We start from the raw sequence: 20,156 nt of genomic DNA, 5'->3' as shown, positions 1-20,156 counted from the left end.
AGTCTATCTTATAAATTTTAACTTTATTTAGTTCTATTTATCAATTACTTAAACAGATTAATGATCTATTACCATCCTCTTGAAAAATATTGAGTGATGTATTTGTGAAAAAAAAAGTTTGAAAAAAGTTTGGTGAGACTAATAAAAAGACTGTATGTTTGCAACGACTAAATCATGGTTGTTTTTTAATAATTGGTTTTAAGGGGTAGTTTGGGAGTTACCTAAAGCTGGGGGATAAATTCAAGACTTAATAAATTTAGCTTCTATCCCCCCGCTCCCAAACTTTTTTATGCCTATTTTCTTTCTACCCCATTTGTTATTAACATGATCATTAACAGCATTTTATAGCACAAATACTTACTTTTTGGAAAATCATGTTTCACCAGTATTATGATTATAGGGCAAAGTATTACATTAAAAGTTTACCAAATTTTCAATCATTTAAGCAGTTTAAAAAGCGATGGGATTATCCCTTATGTCTTGGATTTGCATTTTTATCTACTTTAAGTTGAAGTTATGAATCCGCTTAAGCATCTGTTTATTAAAATTTTTTTCGGTCGGTTCAGTTACAGGTTTCAATCTTTGGTGGATAAATCAAGATATGGTAGGGTTGTCAACAAGAACTATCTTCAATCGTGTGCTAAAAACGATGCCCTAAGTCATTATCGAGGAGCAGTGCTGAGTAAAACTGATTCTATCGAAGTAAAAACCAGTATTAAGATCGAATTCCAAAACACCCCTTTTTTGCTTTCCTTCAAAAAAGTTAAGGGACTAAATAAGCGTTTTAGTTGCTATGACATCTTCAAATACCAGGATCATTTATGGAAAAGATTGGGATATCGGGAACGAATTTTTAATACCGGAGTTCGATTGATATATCATTTCATTGATAATCGCTTTTTTTTTGGTGAACTATTTTTTTCTGATGCCTCAAAGGTGAATATTGAACTTGTAGCATTGTCGCTCATTAAAAAATACACGGATCACAAAACGGTTCCCTCCAAAAATTTTCAAATTACAGGTAAAGACGCCTTCATTTTTTTTGAAAACACCGGTATCAACATTTCAATTAAGTACATCTTTACAGGCGATGAATCGATAAACAGAAATTTACAAACGATTTCAGAATACAGCCCTTTTACAAAAACTGAAACCAAAAATGACCTGGAAGAACTACTTTAGACTTCTTTGGCAGGATTTATTGCAGTTGTCTGATTTGTCGTCATATTTTTTCAATTTGCAATATCAAACCTTGCGGTTCGTTTAAAATTTTACTTTTTTTGATCAAATCTAATTGTAATTCTGATCTCTAAAAGGTTTATCAATTGTAAAAGTGTTTTCTTTGCAGGTGATTTTAAGCAACCCAATTTTTCCAAGATGACAAGAAAATTTACATTAATAATTTTCTTCTGTGCTTTTGCCGGAACAGCAATGATTGCCCAGCAATTGCCACAGTACAGTCAGTACATGTTTAATAAAATTGCTTACAACCCGGGTTATGCCGGAGCGACAAATGGGATTTGTGTTGGTGGATTGGTCAGACAACAATGGGTTGGTTTTAAGGAGACGAATTCTGAGGGGAGCTCTTTCAATGTTGCACCGGAAACTTATGTTGTTTCTATAAATTCACCCGTCAGGGCTTTAAGAGGGGGCTTGGGGGCTACAATAATTCAGGATAAAATTGGATATCAAAAAGATATTACAGTGAATTTGATGTATGCCTATCAAACGATGGTAGGTTCAGGAGATCTCGGGATTGGGCTTCAATTGAGCCTGATTAATAAGACCATTGATTTCGACAAATTAGACCCCCCCGAGAACAAAGAAAACGATCCGGTTTTGCAAAACCGTGCTGAAGAATCAAACATTTATATTGATGGTGGTTTGGGACTTTATTACAGTGTGCCAGACAATTATTATCTGGGGTTATCTGTACTTCAAATCCGCCAGGCTGAAAAGAGTGACGGAACGGGGATGAAACTTAAACGCCAGATCAATTTTATCGGGGGCTATGAATTAACCCTACCCAATACTCCATCTGTTGACATCTTACCTTCGGTGATGATTAAAACTGACGGAACATCTGCGCAATATGATTTTTCGGCTTTACTGAGGCTAAACAACAAGTTTTGGGGTGGTTTAAGTTACCGATACCAGGATTCACCTTCGATAATTCTAGGAATGCAATATCAGGATTTTAACATTGGATATTCTTATGATATACCCACATCAGCAATCGGCTCATTTGGAAGTCATGAGATCAGAGTTGGATATTGTTTCAAGATAGAGGTGGATAAGTTCAAAAAAGTATATCGAAATACCAGGTTTTTATAGTTTGTTGATCACAATTAATCTTATTGTAACAATTTGATGACCGATCTTATTCTAATGCTTTAAGCCATCAAGATAATAGATGAAGCCAAAATAAAACCTGTAATAATAAAAAATGCACCAAGTCGTTTACCTGACTGTAAAATCAGCAGTTCACATGAAGAAACTATTGTATTTCCTGATTATCGGGATAATTTTCAGCAGTTGCAAGAACACCGGAAACGGAGAGTTGATAGGTGTTTCAAAGCGACCAACTTTTAGTCAGCCAGACCCCTATGGAATGACTTTTGTTCCACTTGGGACTTTTGTTTTAGGTGTTGGAGAAGAGGATGTTCCTTACGCACAGATGAACAATCCTAAAAGAGTTACAGTGAGCTCTTTTTATATGGACGAAACCGAAATTACGAACAACGAGTATCGTCAATTTGTTTATTGGGTGCGCGATTCCATTGCCAGGGACCTTCTTGGACAAATTAATCCCGAGGAGTATTTTATTGAAGAAGACCCAAAGACGGGTGAGTTGTACGACCCACCTTTTTTAAATTGGAGCACTGCAATAGATTGGGAGGAAGAAGAAACCGCTCAGACGCTCGAAGAGTTATTTCTGCCTGAACAGGAACGTTTTTTCAGGAAAAAAGAAATTGACACCAGGAAATTAAAATACAAGCATTTTTGGATAGACTTACAATCAGCGGCCCGAAAAGACTTCACCAACCCAGGTAATCCTGAGGATGCAAGTTTTGCAAACCGCCCTGGAGGTGCTGATGGCAGAAGCCAATATGTTAAAGAAGAAAATATCAATGTCTATCCTGACACTCTATGCTGGATTCACGATTTTCCATATAGTTACAATGAGCCACTGACAAAATCATATTTTTGGCATCCTACCTATGACAATTACCCGGTGGTTGGTGTAAACTGGAGCCAGGCCAGGGCTTTCTGTATCTGGCGAACGGCGTTGTTCAACAGTTATCTTGAAGGTAGAAGCCAGGCAGGTGTAAACGATTTCAGATTACCAACCGAAGCAGAATGGGAATGGGCGGCACGCGGAGGTTATGAAGGGAATCCTTTCCCCTGGGGAGGTCCTTACACCCGAAACGATAAAGGGTGCCTGTTAGCAAACTTTAAACCCAATCGTGGAAATTATGTTGATGATGGTGGCTCAACTACGGTTGTTGTAGGGCATTATCCTGCAAACAGTTTTGGATTATATGACATGTCAGGAAACGTTGCCGAATGGACTAACAGTACATTTGATGAGTCGGCCAATGCATTCACCTGGGAACTCAATCCTAATTATAACTACTTTGCTAAGCCTGATGATGCTATTTCGATGAAAAGAAAAATCGTCAAAGGTGGATCATGGAAAGATATCGAATATTACCTTCTTGTTTCCACAAAAGATTATGAATATCAGGATACTGCAAAATCCTATGTTGGCTTCCGTACCATCCTTCCTTACTTGGGGAGATCAAAAGGTGATAACCCAAAGAGAGCATCAAATGTTTATTAAACGGAAATTCGTCAAAAAAGTCAATCTTAAATCACATTTTCAAGTATGAGTACAACAGATCAGACCACAAGTCCAAATGCTTTTAACAAGTTTTTAGAAACCCCTTCGTTCAGACGATTCATGTCTGTTGCTTATGGATTGGGAGCCTCCCTGGTAATCTTAGGCGCCCTATTCAAGATCAATCACTATCAGGGAGCTACTGAGATGCTTTTAGTGGGGATGATCACAGAAGCAATCATTTTTGCGTTATCGGCACTTCAAAAGCCAAATGTTGAGCCAGACTGGAGCAAAGTTCACCCTGAACTTATGGAAGACTATCACGGTATTGAACCTGATGAATCCATGTTGCGTAAAGCGCCAGCAAAATCAGGAGGTAACCAGATGACTCAACTTGATCTGATGCTTAAAGATGTCAACTTAGATGAAGGTGTTATTCAACGCCTTGGTACAGGTTTAACAAAATTGAGTGATAGTGCCACAAAATTGAATGATCTCACCAATGCAAGCATTGCCACTCAGGATTTTGTATCGAATATGAAAACAGCTTCCCAATCGGTGTCCACACTATCAAAGACTTATACTGACGCCTCGTTAGCAATGAATAAAGAGATGGTTGCAACTAACGAACTCACCACAAGAGTTCAGGAGATTTCCAATGCAGCTTCAGGGTTAAGAAGCGCTTATGGTGATGCTGCGAAAACTTTTAAAGACGACATCCGCGCCTCAGAAGAGCTTTCCCAAACCATAAGAAATGCTTCGGAATCAGCTGCTAAATTATCTGAGAGTTATTTTCACTCAGCAGATAAAATAGCCAAAACAATTGAGGATTTGCGTGGTTCAGCGCAAAACAGTGAAGCATTTAACGAGCAATTGAATAAACTTTCCGGCAATTTGGCATCTTTAAACAAATTGTACGAAATGCAATTAACCAATGCTGACATGCAATCACAGGCATCATACAAACTCGAGCAAACACTCGAAAAATTCCTTTCAAACCTTGAGGAGTCTTCTAATAAAACTGTTCAATACCAGCGTGAAATGGATACACTGACAAAGAGAATGGCCTCTCTGAACAGTGTATATGGCAATATGCTTTCAGCAATGAACATTAAATAGTTTGTAAACCAACAAAACCCATTATCAATGGCTGGATACAAAGAAACACCACGACAAAAAATGATCGCCATGATGTACCTGGTACTCACGGCACTGCTGGCACTTAATGTTTCAAAAGAAGTACTCGATGCATTTGTTGTTGTGAATGAAAGCGTAGTGCTCACCAATGAGAACTTTAACGAAAAACTCGATGAGGCTTACCGGACTTTTGACAAACAATACCAGATCAATCAAAACAAAGTTAGGCCGTTCAGAGAAAAAGCACTTGAAGCCAGGCATCTTGCTGATGAAATGCGGGAATATATTTATGATGTTAAATGGCAATTGATTTCAACCGTTGAGCGCATTCCTTATGATTCGGCAAAAGTAATCCCTTCAAAAAATTTAAAAAAGTTAGACGACTTTACCACCACAACTAACTTTTTCATGAGAGGCTCTACTGATGGTTCGGCAGGTGAAGGGAGGGTATTAGAGGAAAAAATTAATGCTTTCAGAGAAAACATCCTTAATATAGTTGATCCCAAATACAGAGATCAGATAAAAATGGGATTAAAAACTGATGGCGCTTATACTGACCGTGATGGTGTGCCTCAAAACTGGGTTCAGTACAACTTTTACAACACCGTTCTTGCTGCAAACCTCGCTATCCTGAACAAGATCATAACCGAAGTTTACAATGCTGAATTCGATGTGGTTAATCATTTATTGTCAGCTATTGATGCTGAGGATTTTAAGTATGATACTGTGGCTGCACGTGTCCTACCAAAAAGAGACTATGTTTTTATCGGTGACAAATACGAAGCTGAAATTTTAGTAGCTGCCTACGATACCCGTCAAGACCCTGAAGTTTACATTTTGGAAGGCGTTGATTACCTGGCAGAAAATCAGATCAGCCGTGCCAGGCCTATTGCCGGTCACAAAGGCGTTGTGAAGTTGAGTATCCCGGCACAATCCGAAGGTCTTAAAAAATTTGCAGGTATTTTCCGGCTTACCACGGGGACAGGAGAGACGAACGATTATCATTTTTCGGCTAACTATCAGGTTGCGCAGCCAACAACAACTGTTTCGGCAACCAAAATGAATGTATTCTATGCGGGTGTCGATAACCCAATTTCAATTTCTTCGCCTGGAATTCCACTCGAAAACCTTGAAGTAACAATTTCGACCGGACAAATACGTCGCGATGCACAACCCGGTGATTATATTGTCACAGTTCCAGCAGATAAGAGGGAAGCGATCATTTCGGTTTCAGCTCGTATGGAGGGGCAACTGAGGAAACAAGGTGATAAAACTTACCGCATTAAAAGAGTTCCTGACCCCATTGCACAAATTGCCGGTATGAGAGAAGGAACGGTTAACAGGACGGTACTGGCTGAAGCCGCAGCGCTCGAAGCCAGTATGCCTCAGGATTTTGAATTTGATCTCGCTTTTAGAATTGTGTCCTTCAATATGATCTCTGTTTCGGGGTCAATTGTTTGGGAAAGACGAAATGAAAGTAACAGACTTACAGATGAGATGAAAAACAGGATCAGAACCTCGAACAGGGGCGATCGTGTCTGGTTTGAAAGTATTATAGCACGCGGGCCTGATGGAATTGACAGGCCTTTGTCACCAATCACATTGACATTGAATTAAAACGTTAAATTCAACACTATGAACAAGACAAGCTTAATAAGCATGATTGCAGTTGTTTTTTTCCTGTTTATCAAGTTGTCGTTCGGGCAGCAGGGTAATCAGGTTCAGTTGGTTTCAGAACCCAGAGACAAAGCTTATGAACGGACTCATATTAATGACCTTAAACCTATTCCTTACCCGTATCTCAGGGAATCAGATGTTTTTTGGGAAAAGAGAGTTTGGAGAAGCGTTGATTTCAGGGAAAAGATGAACCATCCCCTCTATTTTCCTGAAACGCCCCAGGGAAGTTGGAGAAGCTTGATGCAAATATTATGGGATGCTGTGCGCAGCGGCGACATTACAGCTTATGCTCCGGGTAGAACCGATAACTTTGAGGAAATGCTTCCCGTTGCAGCAAGCCAGTTGGAAAGTGAACTTACCTCATCGTTCCAAAGTCGTGTACCTGATCCAAATAACCCCGATGTTTTTATCACAACTACAGTTCAAACGGAGTTTACACCGCAGGACATTAAATTACTGTGGATAAAAGAGGATTGGATTTTCGATAAACAGCGTTCTGAGATGCAGGTACGAATCATTGGCATTTGCCCTGTTAAAGAAGACATTGATCCGGCAACAAATCTGTTCAGGGGTTACAAACCGCTGTTTTGGCTTTACTATCCTGAGATACGACCTATCTTAGCACAACATGAGGTATTCAATACCATGAACAGTGCACGCAGGCTTACTTTCGACCAACTATTCCTCCAGCGCAGGTTTAGCAGTTTCATCATTAAAGAAGATAATGTTTTCGATCGTCGGATTGATGATTACGCTTCAGGCATTGACGCGCTGATGGAATCAGAAAGAATCAAGAATGAACTTCGCGACTTTGAGCAGGAACTTTGGGTTTATTAGGAAAATTTGATTGAACAAAATATTTTAAACTCCTTGCCGGGCAGCCTGCAAGGAGTTTTTGTTTTACATTTGTGCCAGTCATCAAAACCAAAGCAATGGCCTCTGACTTTTTACAAACACCGGTTGAGTTTCTTAAAGGCGTCGGCCCTAAACGTGCCGAGTTGCTAAAATCAGAATTAAACATCCATTGCTTTGATGACCTGCTGAACTACTTTCCGTTTCGGTATGTTGACCGCAGCCAGTTTTCTAAAGTCGCCGATATAGACTCTGATCAATCATTTTTCCAACTTAAAGGAAAAATAGCTCAACTCCATACAATTGGCGAAGGCAGAGGGAGAAGGCTTACAGGTCTCCTGACAGACGACTCTGGCGAAATAGAACTTGTGTGGTTTCAGGGAATAAAATGGGCGCTTGAAAAAATTAAACCTGGGGTGGAATATATCGTTTTCGGAAAACCAACCTTTTTCAGCGGTAGATTTAACCTTGTACATCCAGAGTTCGAGGCTGTTTCAGAGTATGACATATTAAGTGCACAGCTTCAGCCATTTTATTCTTCAAGCGAAAAGTTGAAAACCAAAGGTCTTGATAGCCGTGGAATTGCCAGATTAACCAAAACATTGGTAGCTCAGATTGAAAATATTGTACCCGAAACACTCTCACCAGAAATTGTCCAGCGATTGAAATTTGTCAGCCGTGAAGAGGCTCTAGTCAACATTCATTATCCCGAAAATCAGGAAATTCTTAACAAAGCTATAACGCGACTGAAATTCGAGGAACTTTTTTTTATTCAACTGGCCCTGCTCAGGCATAAAATTGTCAGATCAATAAAATATAGGGGGCATGCTTTCAAGGTAGTTGGCGATCGTTTCAACACTTTTTATTCAAAGTTTTTACCTTTTGAGCTAACTGCTGCACAAAAAAGAGTAATCAAAGAAATCCGTGCCGATATGGGTACTGGCAGGCAGATGAACCGGTTACTCCAGGGAGATGTTGGCAGCGGGAAAACGCTCGTGGCACTGATGTGCATGCTCATCGCCATTGACAACGGATACCAGGCCAGTCTGATGGCGCCAACAGAAATACTTGCCCAGCAGCATTACAAAACGATTAGCAGGTTTCTGGCCGGACTGAATATAAACCTGAAGTTGCTCACCGGCTCAACAAAGAAATCGGCACGAAGCATCATTCACCAGGATCTTGAAACCGGAGAACTCAATATTTTGATTGGAACCCATGCGCTGATTGAGGAAACTGTTCAGTTCCAAAACCTGGGATTGGTCATCATTGACGAGCAGCACCGGTTCGGGGTAGAGCAGAGGGCAAAACTTTGGCAAAAAAACGACATCCCGCCTCATGTCCTGGTAATGACTGCCACACCTATTCCCCGTACCCTTGCCATGACTGTTTATGGCGACCTCGATTATTCCATCATCGACGAGTTACCTCCAGGCAGAAAACCCGTTCAAACATTCCACTACTACGACAGCAAACGACCTGTCCTGCATGGCTTTATGCAAAGGAAAATTGCCGAAGGCCGCCAGATTTATGTTGTTTATCCATTGATCAAAGAATCGGAAAAACTCGACCTGGCCGATCTGATGGAAGGCTATGAAAGCCTAAGCCGCTCTTTTCCTTTGCCTGATTATGCCATCAGCATTGTACACGGGCAAATGAAAACCGATGAGAAAGATTTCGAGATGCAGCGATTCATCAAAGGTGAAACACAGATCATGGTAGCAACCACCGTAATCGAAGTCGGTGTTGATATCCCAAATGCCTCAGTAATGGTAATCGAAAATGCCGAGCGGTTCGGGTTATCTCAATTGCACCAGTTACGGGGACGGGTAGGGCGCGGAGCTGACCAGTCTTACTGCATCTTAATGACCAGCTATAAATTGACTGCTGATGGTAAAAAGCGAATTGAAACCATGGTAAAAACTTCAAACGGATTCGAAATTGCAGAGGTGGACATGCGTCTTCGTGGACCCGGTGATATGCACGGTACACGTCAAAGTGGAATACTCGATCTGCAATTAGCCGATATTATTAAAGACGAAAAAATGCTCAGATACGCCCGCAATTTAGCCACTGACATCCTTGAAGAAGACCCCGAACTTCAAAAACCAGGTAACAACCTGCTTTTTTCAAGATTAAAACAACTTCAGAAACATCGGCAGGACTGGAGTTTGATAAGTTAGGATTTGATTGACAATTACCCCTGATCAAAGAAAAGATCAGGATTACCGGTTTGAATTCATTATTGCTAAACAGACTTTTCACCATTTGCATAAATCATCCTTTTGACAGACCGATAAAGTAAACGCTTCCCAGAGGAGGCCGCTCTTAGAATGCAAACGTAAGGCCTCCCATTACATTGATACGCTGTGAGGGATAATTTTGCCAGCGATAGTAACGTGATGCAGTCATGTTGTTTAGTTGGACAAAAGCGGCAACTTTGTCGTTGAAACGATATTCAGCGCCAAGGTTTAAATCAAAGTAGGCATCAATTTTTTCTGTTTGCGGCTCAAGACCTGAGTATAGTATGGGTGCATAAGTTTTGCCGATATAAAACAATTCGGCTGAGGCGGTCAACTTGGGTGAAAGATAATAGCGACCCATCAGGCTGGCTTCTGCTGCAGGCTTATGCCAGGGGTGTTCTTGTGTTCCGAGACTATACTCTCGATAGTTAAAAGTCATCAGGGCATTCAGTTTTTCAGACTGTTCATATCCGATTTCAGCACTGATAGTGGTCACCTGAGCATCGTCATAAATGCCTGTGAACTTATTGGCAAAATTGTAAGGCACATTGGAGTTGTAGCTTGTGTAATAATCATTGATAAAAAACAACATGTTTTCCACATCAGCATAAGAAACGCTGAAGTTGAAGTCGAGCAGCGGGTTGAATTTTCCGGTCACGCCTCCCTTAAAATCATATTTTGTATTGGTAAAGCCCAATGGGAAAATCGGGTTAATCCATGGATTTTCGCGGGTAGTACTATAAAAAGAGTTTCTGGTAAGTCCTCCGGTAGCCGCCAGGTAGACACGCAAATAATCGGGAATAACTTTAAAAAAGGCTTTTATAGCAGGATAAACGTAGAATGAACTTGTAGAATCTGCAGCAACTGCTCCTTCGATTCCTATCGTCAGGTCGAGGTAATCGAAATTGAGCCTTAGGTAAGGCTTCAGGCCGGTTAATAAATTGGCTTGTGATTGCAGACTATCATTATTGGCAAAAATTTTCAAATCGAAATCAACGCCAAGTTCTTCTTCACCAGCCACATTAAGTACTTTATTTGCTGAGCTGTAATTGGCTTTGAGACCAAAATGTGTTTCAGAGGTCTCGAATAAATCGGACAAATTGTAAAAAGTGAAGCCGGCCAGGTAATTGGTTTTTCCCCTTCCTTTGGTATTGCTGGCCAAAGTTACATCAGCGCCGATGAGTGAAAGCCTTTGCCGGAGGTCATCGTCAGGCAGGGCAAAAATCGCGGTGTCCACATCCGGCCTGATCCCGTAATAATGCACCACATCACGGTTGTAATAAACATCGGCCGAAAATACTTTGTCGCTTAGGTATCTTTTCCCGTAAATAGAAGCCCGGTTGTTGCTGAACGCACTGATGGGGTAGTCTTCTATGTCGCCTTTGGAAGAGAGATGGCGAACATGAAAGCCAAGCGAAAACTTATCGGAGTTGAGGCTGTTGGAGAAAAATTCGGCATAAGGCATAGCGTAATTTCCGAAGCCGGCTTTCAGGTAGTTTCTCCGCAAGGTCTGTTCCGGATCAATCTGAAGATAAATGGGCTTAAGTGGTTGAATCTCGTAAGTCGTAGGAATTAATTGCGAACTGATGGTGTATTTCATTTCGGGAGCTATCACCACGGTGTCTTTTATTTCCGGCTTAATGGACATTTTTACTGCATCAGAAATTGTGGGCTGATAAGGGGCAATGATGGTTACTTCCTGGTTGCGCCCCTGCCCTGATAAGCTTTCTGTGAAAAAAACAAACAGGCCAAAAAGCAATAGGAGCCTAAAACCTGCTATTTCTGTTTTTATGATCATTTTGATGATATGCTGATTATTTTCTGATTTCATTTTCTGGTATGGTCTGAAATATTGTCGGATTCGAAAACTCATCAATTTTGTTTTTGTTCCATTTGATTAATGATTACAAGTTTTTCTCTGGCCACCTCTTTCAGGTCTTGCCCCGGATAATACTGCAAAATGCTTTCGAGGGTCTGTTTGGCCTGGAATAAATTATTCTGTTCAACATAAACATCCGAAAGCAGGATGAAACCCATTGCTTTCCAGTATTCAAACGATGGATATTGGCTGGCGAGTTCGATCACAAGTTCTTCGGCTTTAGTATATTCATTTTGCTGGAAAGCAATAGTTGCAAGCTGATATTTCGCTTCAGCACCGAGAACACCCTGAGATAAACTGACGGTATGATCAAATTCACTCTTTGCTAAAGTAAAGTCATCAGTTAAAAAAGCAGATTTGCCCGCGATGTAGTGAGACCTGATCAATTGCTCACTGCTAATCCGGTCGCGATTGCGCAGCTTGCGGGCAGCTTCAATGGCCTCGGGATAATTGTTCATCCTGAAGTGACACTCCATCTGACCATTGATGGCTGTGGTAATATTCACCGGGTAATCAGCGATGGATTCCAAAGTGCTGTAATACTCCAGTGCTTTTTCATAGTTCCGATCTTCAAAATAAATCTCACCGGCACGCAGGAAAGAATTCTCGCTAAACTGTGATTTCGAGAATCGTGTTACAAATTCATAGCCTTCAAGCGCTTCATTGCGTCTGCCTGTATTCCATTCACATTCTGCTTTGTAATAATTGGCATTCAGCATAAAAGCGCCATTTTCAAATTGCTGAATATATCTTTCGAAAGCTTCGATAGCTGATTGACAATCGTTGTTCATGTAAAAATTCTCAGCGGCAATATAAGTGATCGAATCCTGCTCTGTTGTGGTGACTTTGGCAAAAGGAACTGTTTCAGCATAAGCAAAGTATTTGTTCACCTCATTTTTATCCATGTAAATATTACGGATGGTAAGCAATGCATCGCGCGCTTCTGTGGAATTGGGATAATTAGAAACCAACCTTTTCAATACTTCAAGCGCCTGGTCGTAATTGTTCTGGTTGTAATGGATCATCCCGGTTTTTTGCAGCGACTTATACAAATAACTGCTATTAGGATACAGTGAGGTGACTTTTGCAAACCAGTCGAGGGCATTGCGGTTGTCATTGCGGAGAAGGTAGGTTTCAGCAATTTCGTACGTTGCGTCATCGGCATACGACGATTGTGGAAATCGGTTGAGCATATTTTGCAGCGAGCTGATCTTTTGATCCGAACGTCCCTGAACACCTTCAGACAACGCTTTTTGAAACAGTGCGTAATCACTTTCCCTGGCATTCTTGTTTACCGCCTGTTCATAAAAACTGATTGACTGAGCGTAATTCTTTGTAATGAAGTAGCAGTCGCCGATCCTTATTAAAGCATCAGGCACATAGTCCTCGCCAATTTTACCCGGGCGGATTGCAAACTGTTTAAATGAATTCACCGCATTATCGTAGAATTTCAGTCTGAAATAAGCATAACCAAGATTATAAGCGGCCAAAGGATAAATGTCTAGTTTTGATGCGCCCGACGATTCCAGAAAGGCGTCATACAAATCAATTGCGCGTGGATATTCACCCATATGAAAATAGGACTCGCCGAGCCAGAAACGTGCACGGGCGGCTAATTCTTTGTTTAAATTGGTATTAAGTGACTTCCTGAAATTATCAACGGCAAGGTTATAGCGCCCACCATTGAACAATTGCACTCCGCGTTGAAAGGTTATCAGTTGATAAGCCGATTGCAAATCCTTGTTTTTAACCTTTAGTTTCTCCATCGCATCAATGGAGGCCTGGTAATCCCTGGAGGATAAAAATAAATTTGTCAGGTATTTGTAGGCCTCGTCAATCCGGCTTGATCCCGGATAATCGGTGATGTACTGATTGAGTGCAGCCATCGAAGTGTTGAAAGGATCGTAGGCCAGTTCAAAAGTGAGTTTGGCGTAATTGAAAAGCGCATCTTCCCGCAGTTCTTCATTCCCGGGAATTTGGTATGCGGCGTAAAAAGCATTCTGTGCAAAATTCTTCTGGCCGGTTTGCAGGTAACAGTCAGCCAGGTGATAATGGGCATTTTGCGACATCAGGTCTTTATCCTTGATGGATTTCTCAAAGTACCCGATGGCTTTCTGAAAATTGCCTGAAGAATAATGCGCATAAGCGAGCTGGTAATTTTCATCGCGGGTCAGGGGCTTGCGTGTGTCCTCCACATATTTATCCAAATAGACAATGGCATTGGCATAATCGCTGTTTTTGTAATAAGCTTCCGCAACAATCCGGGACAGTTCACCGGCCTTCTTTTTATCCTTGATATCACGGCCAAGCAACTCCGGCCCTTTTGCCACAATCTGGTCAGTGTCATTATTCACATAGTAAATCTGCAACAGGTAAAAAGGTACCTCCTGAGCAAACTCGGAATTCTTGTCAATTTTTTCAAAATAAAGCAATGCGCTCTGATAATCTTTCTCCTGGTAGGCAATGTATGCGTAATAATAATTTGCAGCATCCCTGTAATCGGAAGGGGTGTTGAGGATAGGGAAAAAAGCCTCTTTAGCTTTGGTGAAATCTTCACGCTGAATAAAACTGTAGCCTAATTTGTAAAGGTATTCGGGCAACATTTCGGGGCTCAGGCGAAAAGGATCAACTTTCTCAAAATACTCAAGAGCGGTTTTATACTTGCGCAGGCCATAGTCTATAAACCCCAGATGCAGTAATGCCAGATTGGTTTTGGTATGGTCGGGGTAAAGCCTGACAAAATCCGTGAATTTATCCCTTGCCTGCGGATGGTTGAGATAATAATCGCACAGGGCATCATAAAACCCTGCATCAAGGCGCATCACCGACTCACCGGCCGGTAAAACATCAATCAGTCGGTTAAAAACTTCCTGTGCTGCACCGTATTGTTCCTTCTCAATCAGATCAAGCCCTGTGCGTAAGGAAGCCTTCGGATCGTCGTAAAACCGGGTTTGTTGGGCTTGGATAAATGAGGTAAGAAAAATCAATACATGGATAAAACCAATCTTGAAGAGGTTGCTGCTATTCATGCTGCTTATTTAATGGATCTGCTTTTTCTGAAAATTTTAAACCTAACGAATTGTTTGTTTGTATATTTTAAAACCGAAATTCAAAGACCTGTGTCTGGATTAGCGGGATGATAAACAACTCCATTCATTTCATCAACGTATTATTGCACCAGACTTGTTACTCAATCTCCGTTTCCTAATAATCCATAACTTTGCGGTCTGATCAAAAATTATGAATAAAAGAGCAAACACCGATTTCCCTATCCATCCCTTGCTTACCGAGCGATGGAGTCCGAGAGCTTTCAACGGCCAGGCTGTTGAAAAGGAAAAACTGCAACGATTGTTTGAAGCGGCGCGCTGGGCGCCATCAGCCAGTAATGAGCAGCCCTGGTTATTTATTATTGGTCTGTCCGGAGATGAAACCTATCAAAAGATTTTTTCGACACTGGTAGAGTTTAACCAGTTGTGGACGAAAACAGCGCCGGTACTTGCCGTGGCCATTGGACGAAAATCATCTGTAAAAACCGGGAAGAAGAATCCATGGTACGGTTATGATGTAGGCCAGTCTTTGGCTCACCTGACTTTCCAGGCCATGCACGAAGGATTATACGTTCATCAGATGGGAGGGTTTGAAGCGGAAAAGATTTCTGAACTTTTTCAAATCGAAGATGATTTTGAAGCACTTACGGTTTTTACCATCGGCTACCCGGGTGATTTTAAAGTTTTACATCCCAACCTGCAAAAGTCAGAGTTGGCTGAGCGTCAGCGAAAAAGTCAGGTTGATTTTGTGTTTTCAGATAAATTTGGTCAAAAAACTACCATTTTTTAAACCGTTAGAAAACAATGTTGAATAGCAAACCCAAAACTGATTTTCAAATGAAAGAGATCATAGCCATAAAATGGCCCTTATTTTTTCTGACTCTTTTCCCTATCATTTTCCTGACTTCATGTGGAAACGGAACAACTACTTCCAAAAAGCGGGCAGACACGACTTCAATGTCCGCTCCGGCTATTGTGGTTCCCGGATTTGATGCTGATTCTGCCTATTATTTCGTTGCCAGGCAATTGTCTTTCGGACCACGTGTGCCTGGAACCAGTGCCCATGCCCAATGCGCTAAATGGCTTGAGGAAACGATGAAACAATTTACTCCTGATGTTATCGTCCAGGAATTTAAAGCGAGGGTTTACAATAGCCAGGTTCTTGGTGGAAAAAATATTATTGCAGTGTTCAACCCACAGATGCAAAGAAGGATTTTACTGGCTGCACACTGGGATTCACGCCCTTATGCCGATCATGACCCTGACCCTGCAAATCATGGAAAAGCAATCGATGGCGCCAATGATGGAGCAAGCGGTGTTGGAGTGCTTCTTGAGATTGCACGTCAACTGAGCAGACAAAGCCCTTCCGCCGGTGTTGACATTATCCTTTTCGACCTGGAAGACTATGGACCCCCACAAGACAAACAGACTTACGAGTCAACGGATATGTGGGGACTGGGATCGCAACACTGGGCGCGAAATCCTCACGTTCCAAGATATACTGCCAACTTTGGAATTTTGCTCGACATGGTTGGCGCTCCCAATGCCAGGTTCCCCATGGAGGGCTTTTCGATGTATTATGCGCCGGATATCAATAAAAAGATATGGACACTGGCTGGCAAACTTGGCTACGGAGAATATTTTATTTTCGAACAGGGTGGATACATTACTGATGATCACTACTATGTCAACAAAATCGCCCGCATCCCGATGATCAATATCATTCATCTTGATGAAACCTCATCCAATGGCTCATTCTACGAGCACTGGCATACGGTGAACGATAACCTCGATCAGATTGACCAAAATACGCTGAAAATTGTCGGAGAAGTAGTCCTGAATGTGATTTACAAAGGAATATAGTAAAGCTACATCAGAGCATTTCATTTGCAAGGTTGGCAAGTTCTGACCGCTCTCCTTTTTCCAGCCTTACATGGGCATAGAGCTCGTGGTGCTTCACCCTGTCGATCAGGTAAGAAAGCCCGTTACTTTGTGAATCGAGATAAGGGGTATCAATCTGGTAAATATCCCCGGTAAAAATGATTTTTGTCCCTTCACCGGCGCGTGTGATAATGGTCTTAACCTCATGTGGGGTAAGGTTTTGGGCTTCATCCACAATAAAAAACACGTTCGAAATACTTCTTCCCCTGATGTAGGCAAGCGGTTGAATGATCAACTTTTCATTCTGGATAGCAGCGGTTATGTTCTGGTACTCTTTATCATGCTCACCAAACTGATTCTGTATGAACTTCAAGTTATCATAAAGCGGCTGCATGTAAGGATCAATTTTTGATTTGGCATCTCCGGGAAGAAACCCGATGTCTTTGTTGCTAAGCGGAACAATTGGACGGGCAAGGAAAATCTGCTTGTAATTTCTCCTCTGATCCCATGCTCCGGCAAGAGCAAGTAAGGTTTTGCCGGTTCCGGCAATTCCCTGTAATGAGACCAGTCTGATGTTTGGGTTGGTAACCGCATGAAGCGCAAATACCTGCTCGGCATTCCGGGGGTTAATTTTGGAAACAGGATGTTTTTCTAACCTTTCAATAAGTTGATTACGAGGGTTGTAATACCCCAAGGCAGAGGAACCATTGCTTTGCAGGATAAAATACTGATTTGGCTCCGGTTGAGTAATTCCCAGGTCGCTTACTTCGCACAATCCTTCGGCATAAAGCCGGTCGATGGCTTTGCGCTCAACGTTTTCGTAACGGGAAATTCCCGAATAAAGCGAGTCTAAGTTTTCAATCTTGCCGGTCAGGAAGTCTTCAGAAGTCAGCCCAAGTGCTTTTGCTTTAATACGCAGATTAACATCTTTGGTCACCATAATCACTTTTCTGTCGGGGTGCTCATGTTGAAGTGCCAAAGCCGCATTCAGGATCCGATGGTCACCTTTGCGTTCTCCAAAAATCTCCTCTGCATCCATCGATTTGGCGCTGTGATTCATGATCACCTTGAACTTCCCGAGGTTCTCGTTACCAAGCGGTATCCATTGCTGAAGTGAAGCATTATCGGATAACCGATCCATGATTCTGATGAATTCGCGCGCCTCAAAATTGATGGTATCATTCCCTTTTTTAAATTGATCCAACTCCTCGAGAACTGTAATGGGAATGGCTACGTCATGCTCCTTGAAGCTGTTGATTGAGTTATGGTTATAAAGAATTACCGAGGTGTCAAGTACAAAGATTTTTGGTTGCTTTGGTTCGTTTCCAGCCTTTTTTCCTTTGCTGGTTGAAGTAGTAGATTTTGTAGTCTTCCCGGTTTGTTTCACCATAAAAAATCCGCTTAAAATTTGCCAAAAATACTATGATTTTTAAAAAGCTAAAGCAGATGCCGCAAAGGCAGCAGGAGCCACTCAAAGAATTTCTGAATAGTGGGCCTTCGCAGCCAGGCCTGATAATCGAAAGGTTCGCAATTTTTTTTAGTTTCTTCGAGAAAATCATTCACCAGGTTTGAAATCTTTGGGTTGCTGCCCAATAAAACAATTTCATGCATGTATCTGAAACTTCTGTAATCAAAGTTGGGTGAACCGATCGAAAAAATCTTTTTATCCACGAGCATCAGTTTTGCATGTAGATTATGTAAAGTAAAGTAAAGAAACCTGATGTTGTTGTTGTGCAGCATTTCGAGGTAACGGCCATGTAGGATATCCACCATACGGATATCGGAGCGTTTCGGGATGATGACCTTGACATCGACGCCGCGGTTTGCAGCATCCATGAGCACTTTGCGAAGATTAAAACCCGGCAGGAAATAGGGCGTTACAATTACTATTTCGCTGATTGCATTCCTGATCACGTGCTCAAAACGCTTTTTGATCTTCTGGCGTGTCACAGAGGGAACATCTCTCAGAATTTCAACATCGCCATGCCTGATCACCCTGGTCAGGCTACGTTTATAGCGGAAATATCTTTTGTAGGATTTGAAATCCAGTTGGAAGATTTTCTTGAATTTCACAGCAATGGAGCCGGTCAAGCGTAGCATGCTCTCGCGCCATATCAGGTTGTAATCTGAGATATTGGATGAGCCGATATAGGAAATGTTATCATCAATAATTAGCAGTTTACGGTGATTCCGCCGATGACTTCGTGTAAAAAAGTCGATGTTGATTTTGATTTTTTCAAAAAACCTGACTTCTCCACCGGCCTCAGCGAGTTGAGCAAAAAAATTATCCGGTATCGAACTGCCACCCCACGAGTCAATCAGCATTTTCACTTCAACTCCCCGTTTTGCTGCCATTGTCAGCGCATCTCTGAACTTAATTCCAATGGTTTGATGGCTGAATTTGTACAACTGAAGAAAGACATATTTATGCGCTTGATTAATGTCATCGAGCATGGCATTGTAATACCTGATGGGGTCGTCAAACAACTGATAGTCGGGATTTTCAGGATTTTCCATTCAAATAATCAACTTTTTATACAGGGTCAAAAATACCAATTTATTGATTGTTTCCGACAAAAGTTAATCGGACAATTATTTTTTATGTAGTTTTGCCCCACAAAAAAATCACTGCAGGCATTTTTTGCATGTTTTTTGTAAATAAATTAAAAATTAAAAACTTACATACTATGAAAAAGCTACTACTTGCTGCACTAACAATTTCAATCCTTGCAACTTTTTCTTTTGCACAGAGTTTCGAACTTTACCATGATGAAGAACCTTTCCAAAGTGGTGGTATTGTTGTAGTTCCGGATGATGTTTCCGCAAATTTGATGCTTGCTCACATGAGCATCAAAAACGTTTCATCCGCGTCAAAAGTAGTAATAGCAAAAAAAGAAGAAATCAGCGTGGTGCCAGGATCAATGAACACTTTTTGCTGGTATGTTTGCTGGGCTAACACAATTTTTGTATCTCCAATAGGGGTAGCAATTGATCCAGGTGTTACCAATAATGAATTTTCAGGCGATTACATGCCTCTCAATAATGCCGGTGTAACCATAATGAGGTACACCTTCTTTGATGAGGCAAACCCGAATGATTCGATCCATTTTTTCGCCCACTTCAACGCAGGAACAATAGGTATGGATGAATTTTCCAATGAAAATGTAACCTTCTCAAACCCTTATCCAAACCCGGCAAGAAGCCAGGTTTCATTTGATTACACGTTGCCTTTGACTGTAAATACTGCCAGTATCAAAATTCACAACCTGCTGGGGTCTATAGTAAAAGAACAACAGATCAGTGACAGATCGGGTAAAATTACCATTGATGTAAGCGATCTTAACGAAGGTTTCTACTTTTACTCAGTACAAGCGAACAACGAAATTCTTGAAACAAAGCGGCTGGTTATTTCCAGATAATCTTAGCTGCAGATCAAATTGAAGGCTGTTCAACAATAGTTGAACGGCCTTTTTTATTCTATAGAAAGGTCAATGAAAAAAGTGTTTGATAAAGATGATGCATTGAAACAGGAAAACCTCATTCAGGCTATATCCTTGCGACCTGCAAAGCTTGTGTAAAAATATGTGACTGACCTATGG

The 20,156-nt window shown here is 41.3% G+C and carries 14 protein-coding genes; 10 read left to right on the top strand and 4 right to left on the bottom strand.

Going from position 1 to position 20,156, the window contains the following annotated elements; translation table 11 throughout:
- The first annotated feature begins 585 nt into the window (after positions 1 to 585).
- From IH598_03330 to recG, 7 genes are all read left to right on the top strand, one after another.
- Complete coding sequence (locus IH598_03330) at positions 586 to 1,182, top strand: hypothetical protein (protein ID MBE0637532.1); 597 nt, start codon at positions 586 to 588, stop codon at positions 1,180 to 1,182.
- Positions 1,183 to 1,377: 195 nt separating this feature from the next.
- On the top strand, positions 1,378 to 2,334 hold the full coding sequence (locus IH598_03325) for a type IX secretion system membrane protein PorP/SprF (protein MBE0637531.1): 957 nt from the start codon (positions 1,378 to 1,380) through the stop codon (positions 2,332 to 2,334).
- 154 nt (positions 2,335 to 2,488) lie between these two features.
- Complete coding sequence (locus tag IH598_03320) at positions 2,489 to 3,844, top strand: SUMF1/EgtB/PvdO family nonheme iron enzyme (GenBank protein ID MBE0637530.1); 1,356 nt, start codon at positions 2,489 to 2,491, stop codon at positions 3,842 to 3,844.
- 45 nt (positions 3,845 to 3,889) lie between these two features.
- Positions 3,890 to 4,960 (top strand): gliding motility protein GldL, encoded by a 1,071-nt coding sequence (gldL, locus tag IH598_03315; protein MBE0637529.1) that lies wholly within the window; start codon positions 3,890 to 3,892, stop codon positions 4,958 to 4,960.
- Between the two features lie 27 nt (positions 4,961 to 4,987).
- Complete coding sequence (gene gldM, locus IH598_03310; protein ID MBE0637528.1) at positions 4,988 to 6,595, top strand: gliding motility protein GldM; 1,608 nt, start codon at positions 4,988 to 4,990, stop codon at positions 6,593 to 6,595.
- Positions 6,596 to 6,613: 18 nt separating this feature from the next.
- Entirely contained in the window at positions 6,614 to 7,492 is an 879-nt protein-coding gene (gene gldN, locus IH598_03305) for a gliding motility protein GldN (protein MBE0637527.1), read from the top strand.
- 95 nt (positions 7,493 to 7,587) lie between these two features.
- Positions 7,588 to 9,690, top strand: coding sequence for an ATP-dependent DNA helicase RecG (gene recG / locus IH598_03300; protein ID MBE0637526.1), 2,103 nt, complete (start codon positions 7,588 to 7,590; stop codon positions 9,688 to 9,690).
- 145 nt (positions 9,691 to 9,835) lie between these two features.
- Here the strand turns inward: recG and IH598_03295 are convergent, their stop codons facing one another.
- Positions 9,836 to 11,623, bottom strand: a complete 1,788-nt coding sequence (locus IH598_03295) for a hypothetical protein (protein ID MBE0637525.1) — start codon at positions 11,621 to 11,623, stop codon at positions 9,836 to 9,838.
- Positions 11,623 to 14,658, bottom strand: coding sequence for a tetratricopeptide repeat protein (locus IH598_03290; protein MBE0637524.1), 3,036 nt, complete (start codon positions 14,656 to 14,658; stop codon positions 11,623 to 11,625). The genes IH598_03295 and IH598_03290 overlap by 1 nt, the downstream gene beginning before the upstream one ends.
- 211 nt (positions 14,659 to 14,869) lie before the next feature.
- Between IH598_03290 and IH598_03285 the strand changes: the two genes are divergently transcribed.
- Both IH598_03285 and IH598_03280 read left to right on the top strand, forming a co-directional pair.
- Positions 14,870 to 15,466, top strand: coding sequence for a nitroreductase family protein (locus IH598_03285; GenBank protein MBE0637523.1), 597 nt, complete (start codon positions 14,870 to 14,872; stop codon positions 15,464 to 15,466).
- Positions 15,467 to 15,513: 47 nt separating this feature from the next.
- Positions 15,514 to 16,539 (top strand): M28 family peptidase, encoded by a 1,026-nt coding sequence (locus IH598_03280; GenBank protein ID MBE0637522.1) that lies wholly within the window; start codon positions 15,514 to 15,516, stop codon positions 16,537 to 16,539.
- Positions 16,540 to 16,549: 10 nt separating this feature from the next.
- Here the strand turns inward: IH598_03280 and IH598_03275 are convergent, their stop codons facing one another.
- Both IH598_03275 and IH598_03270 read right to left on the bottom strand, forming a co-directional pair.
- Positions 16,550 to 17,947, bottom strand: a complete 1,398-nt coding sequence (locus IH598_03275; protein MBE0637521.1) for a PhoH family protein — start codon at positions 17,945 to 17,947, stop codon at positions 16,550 to 16,552.
- Between the two features lie 47 nt (positions 17,948 to 17,994).
- Entirely contained in the window at positions 17,995 to 19,074 is a 1,080-nt protein-coding gene (locus IH598_03270) for a phosphatidylserine/phosphatidylglycerophosphate/cardiolipin synthase family protein (protein MBE0637520.1), read from the bottom strand.
- Between the two features lie 170 nt (positions 19,075 to 19,244).
- Between IH598_03270 and IH598_03265 the strand changes: the two genes are divergently transcribed.
- Positions 19,245 to 19,976 (top strand): T9SS type A sorting domain-containing protein, encoded by a 732-nt coding sequence (locus IH598_03265; protein MBE0637519.1) that lies wholly within the window; start codon positions 19,245 to 19,247, stop codon positions 19,974 to 19,976.
- Positions 19,977 to 20,156: the final 180 nt, after the last annotated feature.

It is taken from the genome of Bacteroidales bacterium (genome assembly GCA_014860585.1).
Lineage (GTDB): Bacteria > Bacteroidota > Bacteroidia > Bacteroidales > 4484-276 > RZYY01.
Note: the sequence above shows the minus strand (reverse complement) of the source record. Positions and strands in the feature narration are given on the sequence as shown.

Bases quoted from the DNA above. Each gene is read 5' to 3' on its own strand.
- IH598_03275 (MBE0637521.1), bottom strand. From the start codon at position 17,947: ATGGTGAAACAAACCGGGAAGACTACAAAATCTACTACTTCAACCAGC.
- IH598_03285 (MBE0637523.1), top strand. From the start codon at position 14,870: ATGAATAAAAGAGCAAACACCGATTTCCCTATCCATCCCTTGCTTACC.
- recG (MBE0637526.1), top strand. From the start codon at position 7,588: ATGGCCTCTGACTTTTTACAAACACCGGTTGAGTTTCTTAAAGGCGTC.
- gldL (MBE0637529.1), top strand. From the start codon at position 3,890: ATGAGTACAACAGATCAGACCACAAGTCCAAATGCTTTTAACAAGTTT.
- IH598_03265 (MBE0637519.1), top strand. From the start codon at position 19,245: ATGAAAAAGCTACTACTTGCTGCACTAACAATTTCAATCCTTGCAACT.
- IH598_03290 (MBE0637524.1), bottom strand. From the start codon at position 14,658: ATGAATAGCAGCAACCTCTTCAAGATTGGTTTTATCCATGTATTGATT.
- IH598_03325 (MBE0637531.1), top strand. From the start codon at position 1,378: ATGACAAGAAAATTTACATTAATAATTTTCTTCTGTGCTTTTGCCGGA.
- gldN (MBE0637527.1), top strand. From the start codon at position 6,614: ATGAACAAGACAAGCTTAATAAGCATGATTGCAGTTGTTTTTTTCCTG.
- IH598_03295 (MBE0637525.1), bottom strand. From the start codon at position 11,623: ATGAGTTTTCGAATCCGACAATATTTCAGACCATACCAGAAAATGAAA.
- IH598_03320 (MBE0637530.1), top strand. From the start codon at position 2,489: ATGAAGAAACTATTGTATTTCCTGATTATCGGGATAATTTTCAGCAGT.
- IH598_03270 (MBE0637520.1), bottom strand. From the start codon at position 19,074: ATGGAAAATCCTGAAAATCCCGACTATCAGTTGTTTGACGACCCCATC.
- gldM (MBE0637528.1), top strand. From the start codon at position 4,988: ATGGCTGGATACAAAGAAACACCACGACAAAAAATGATCGCCATGATG.
- IH598_03280 (MBE0637522.1), top strand. From the start codon at position 15,514: ATGAAAGAGATCATAGCCATAAAATGGCCCTTATTTTTTCTGACTCTT.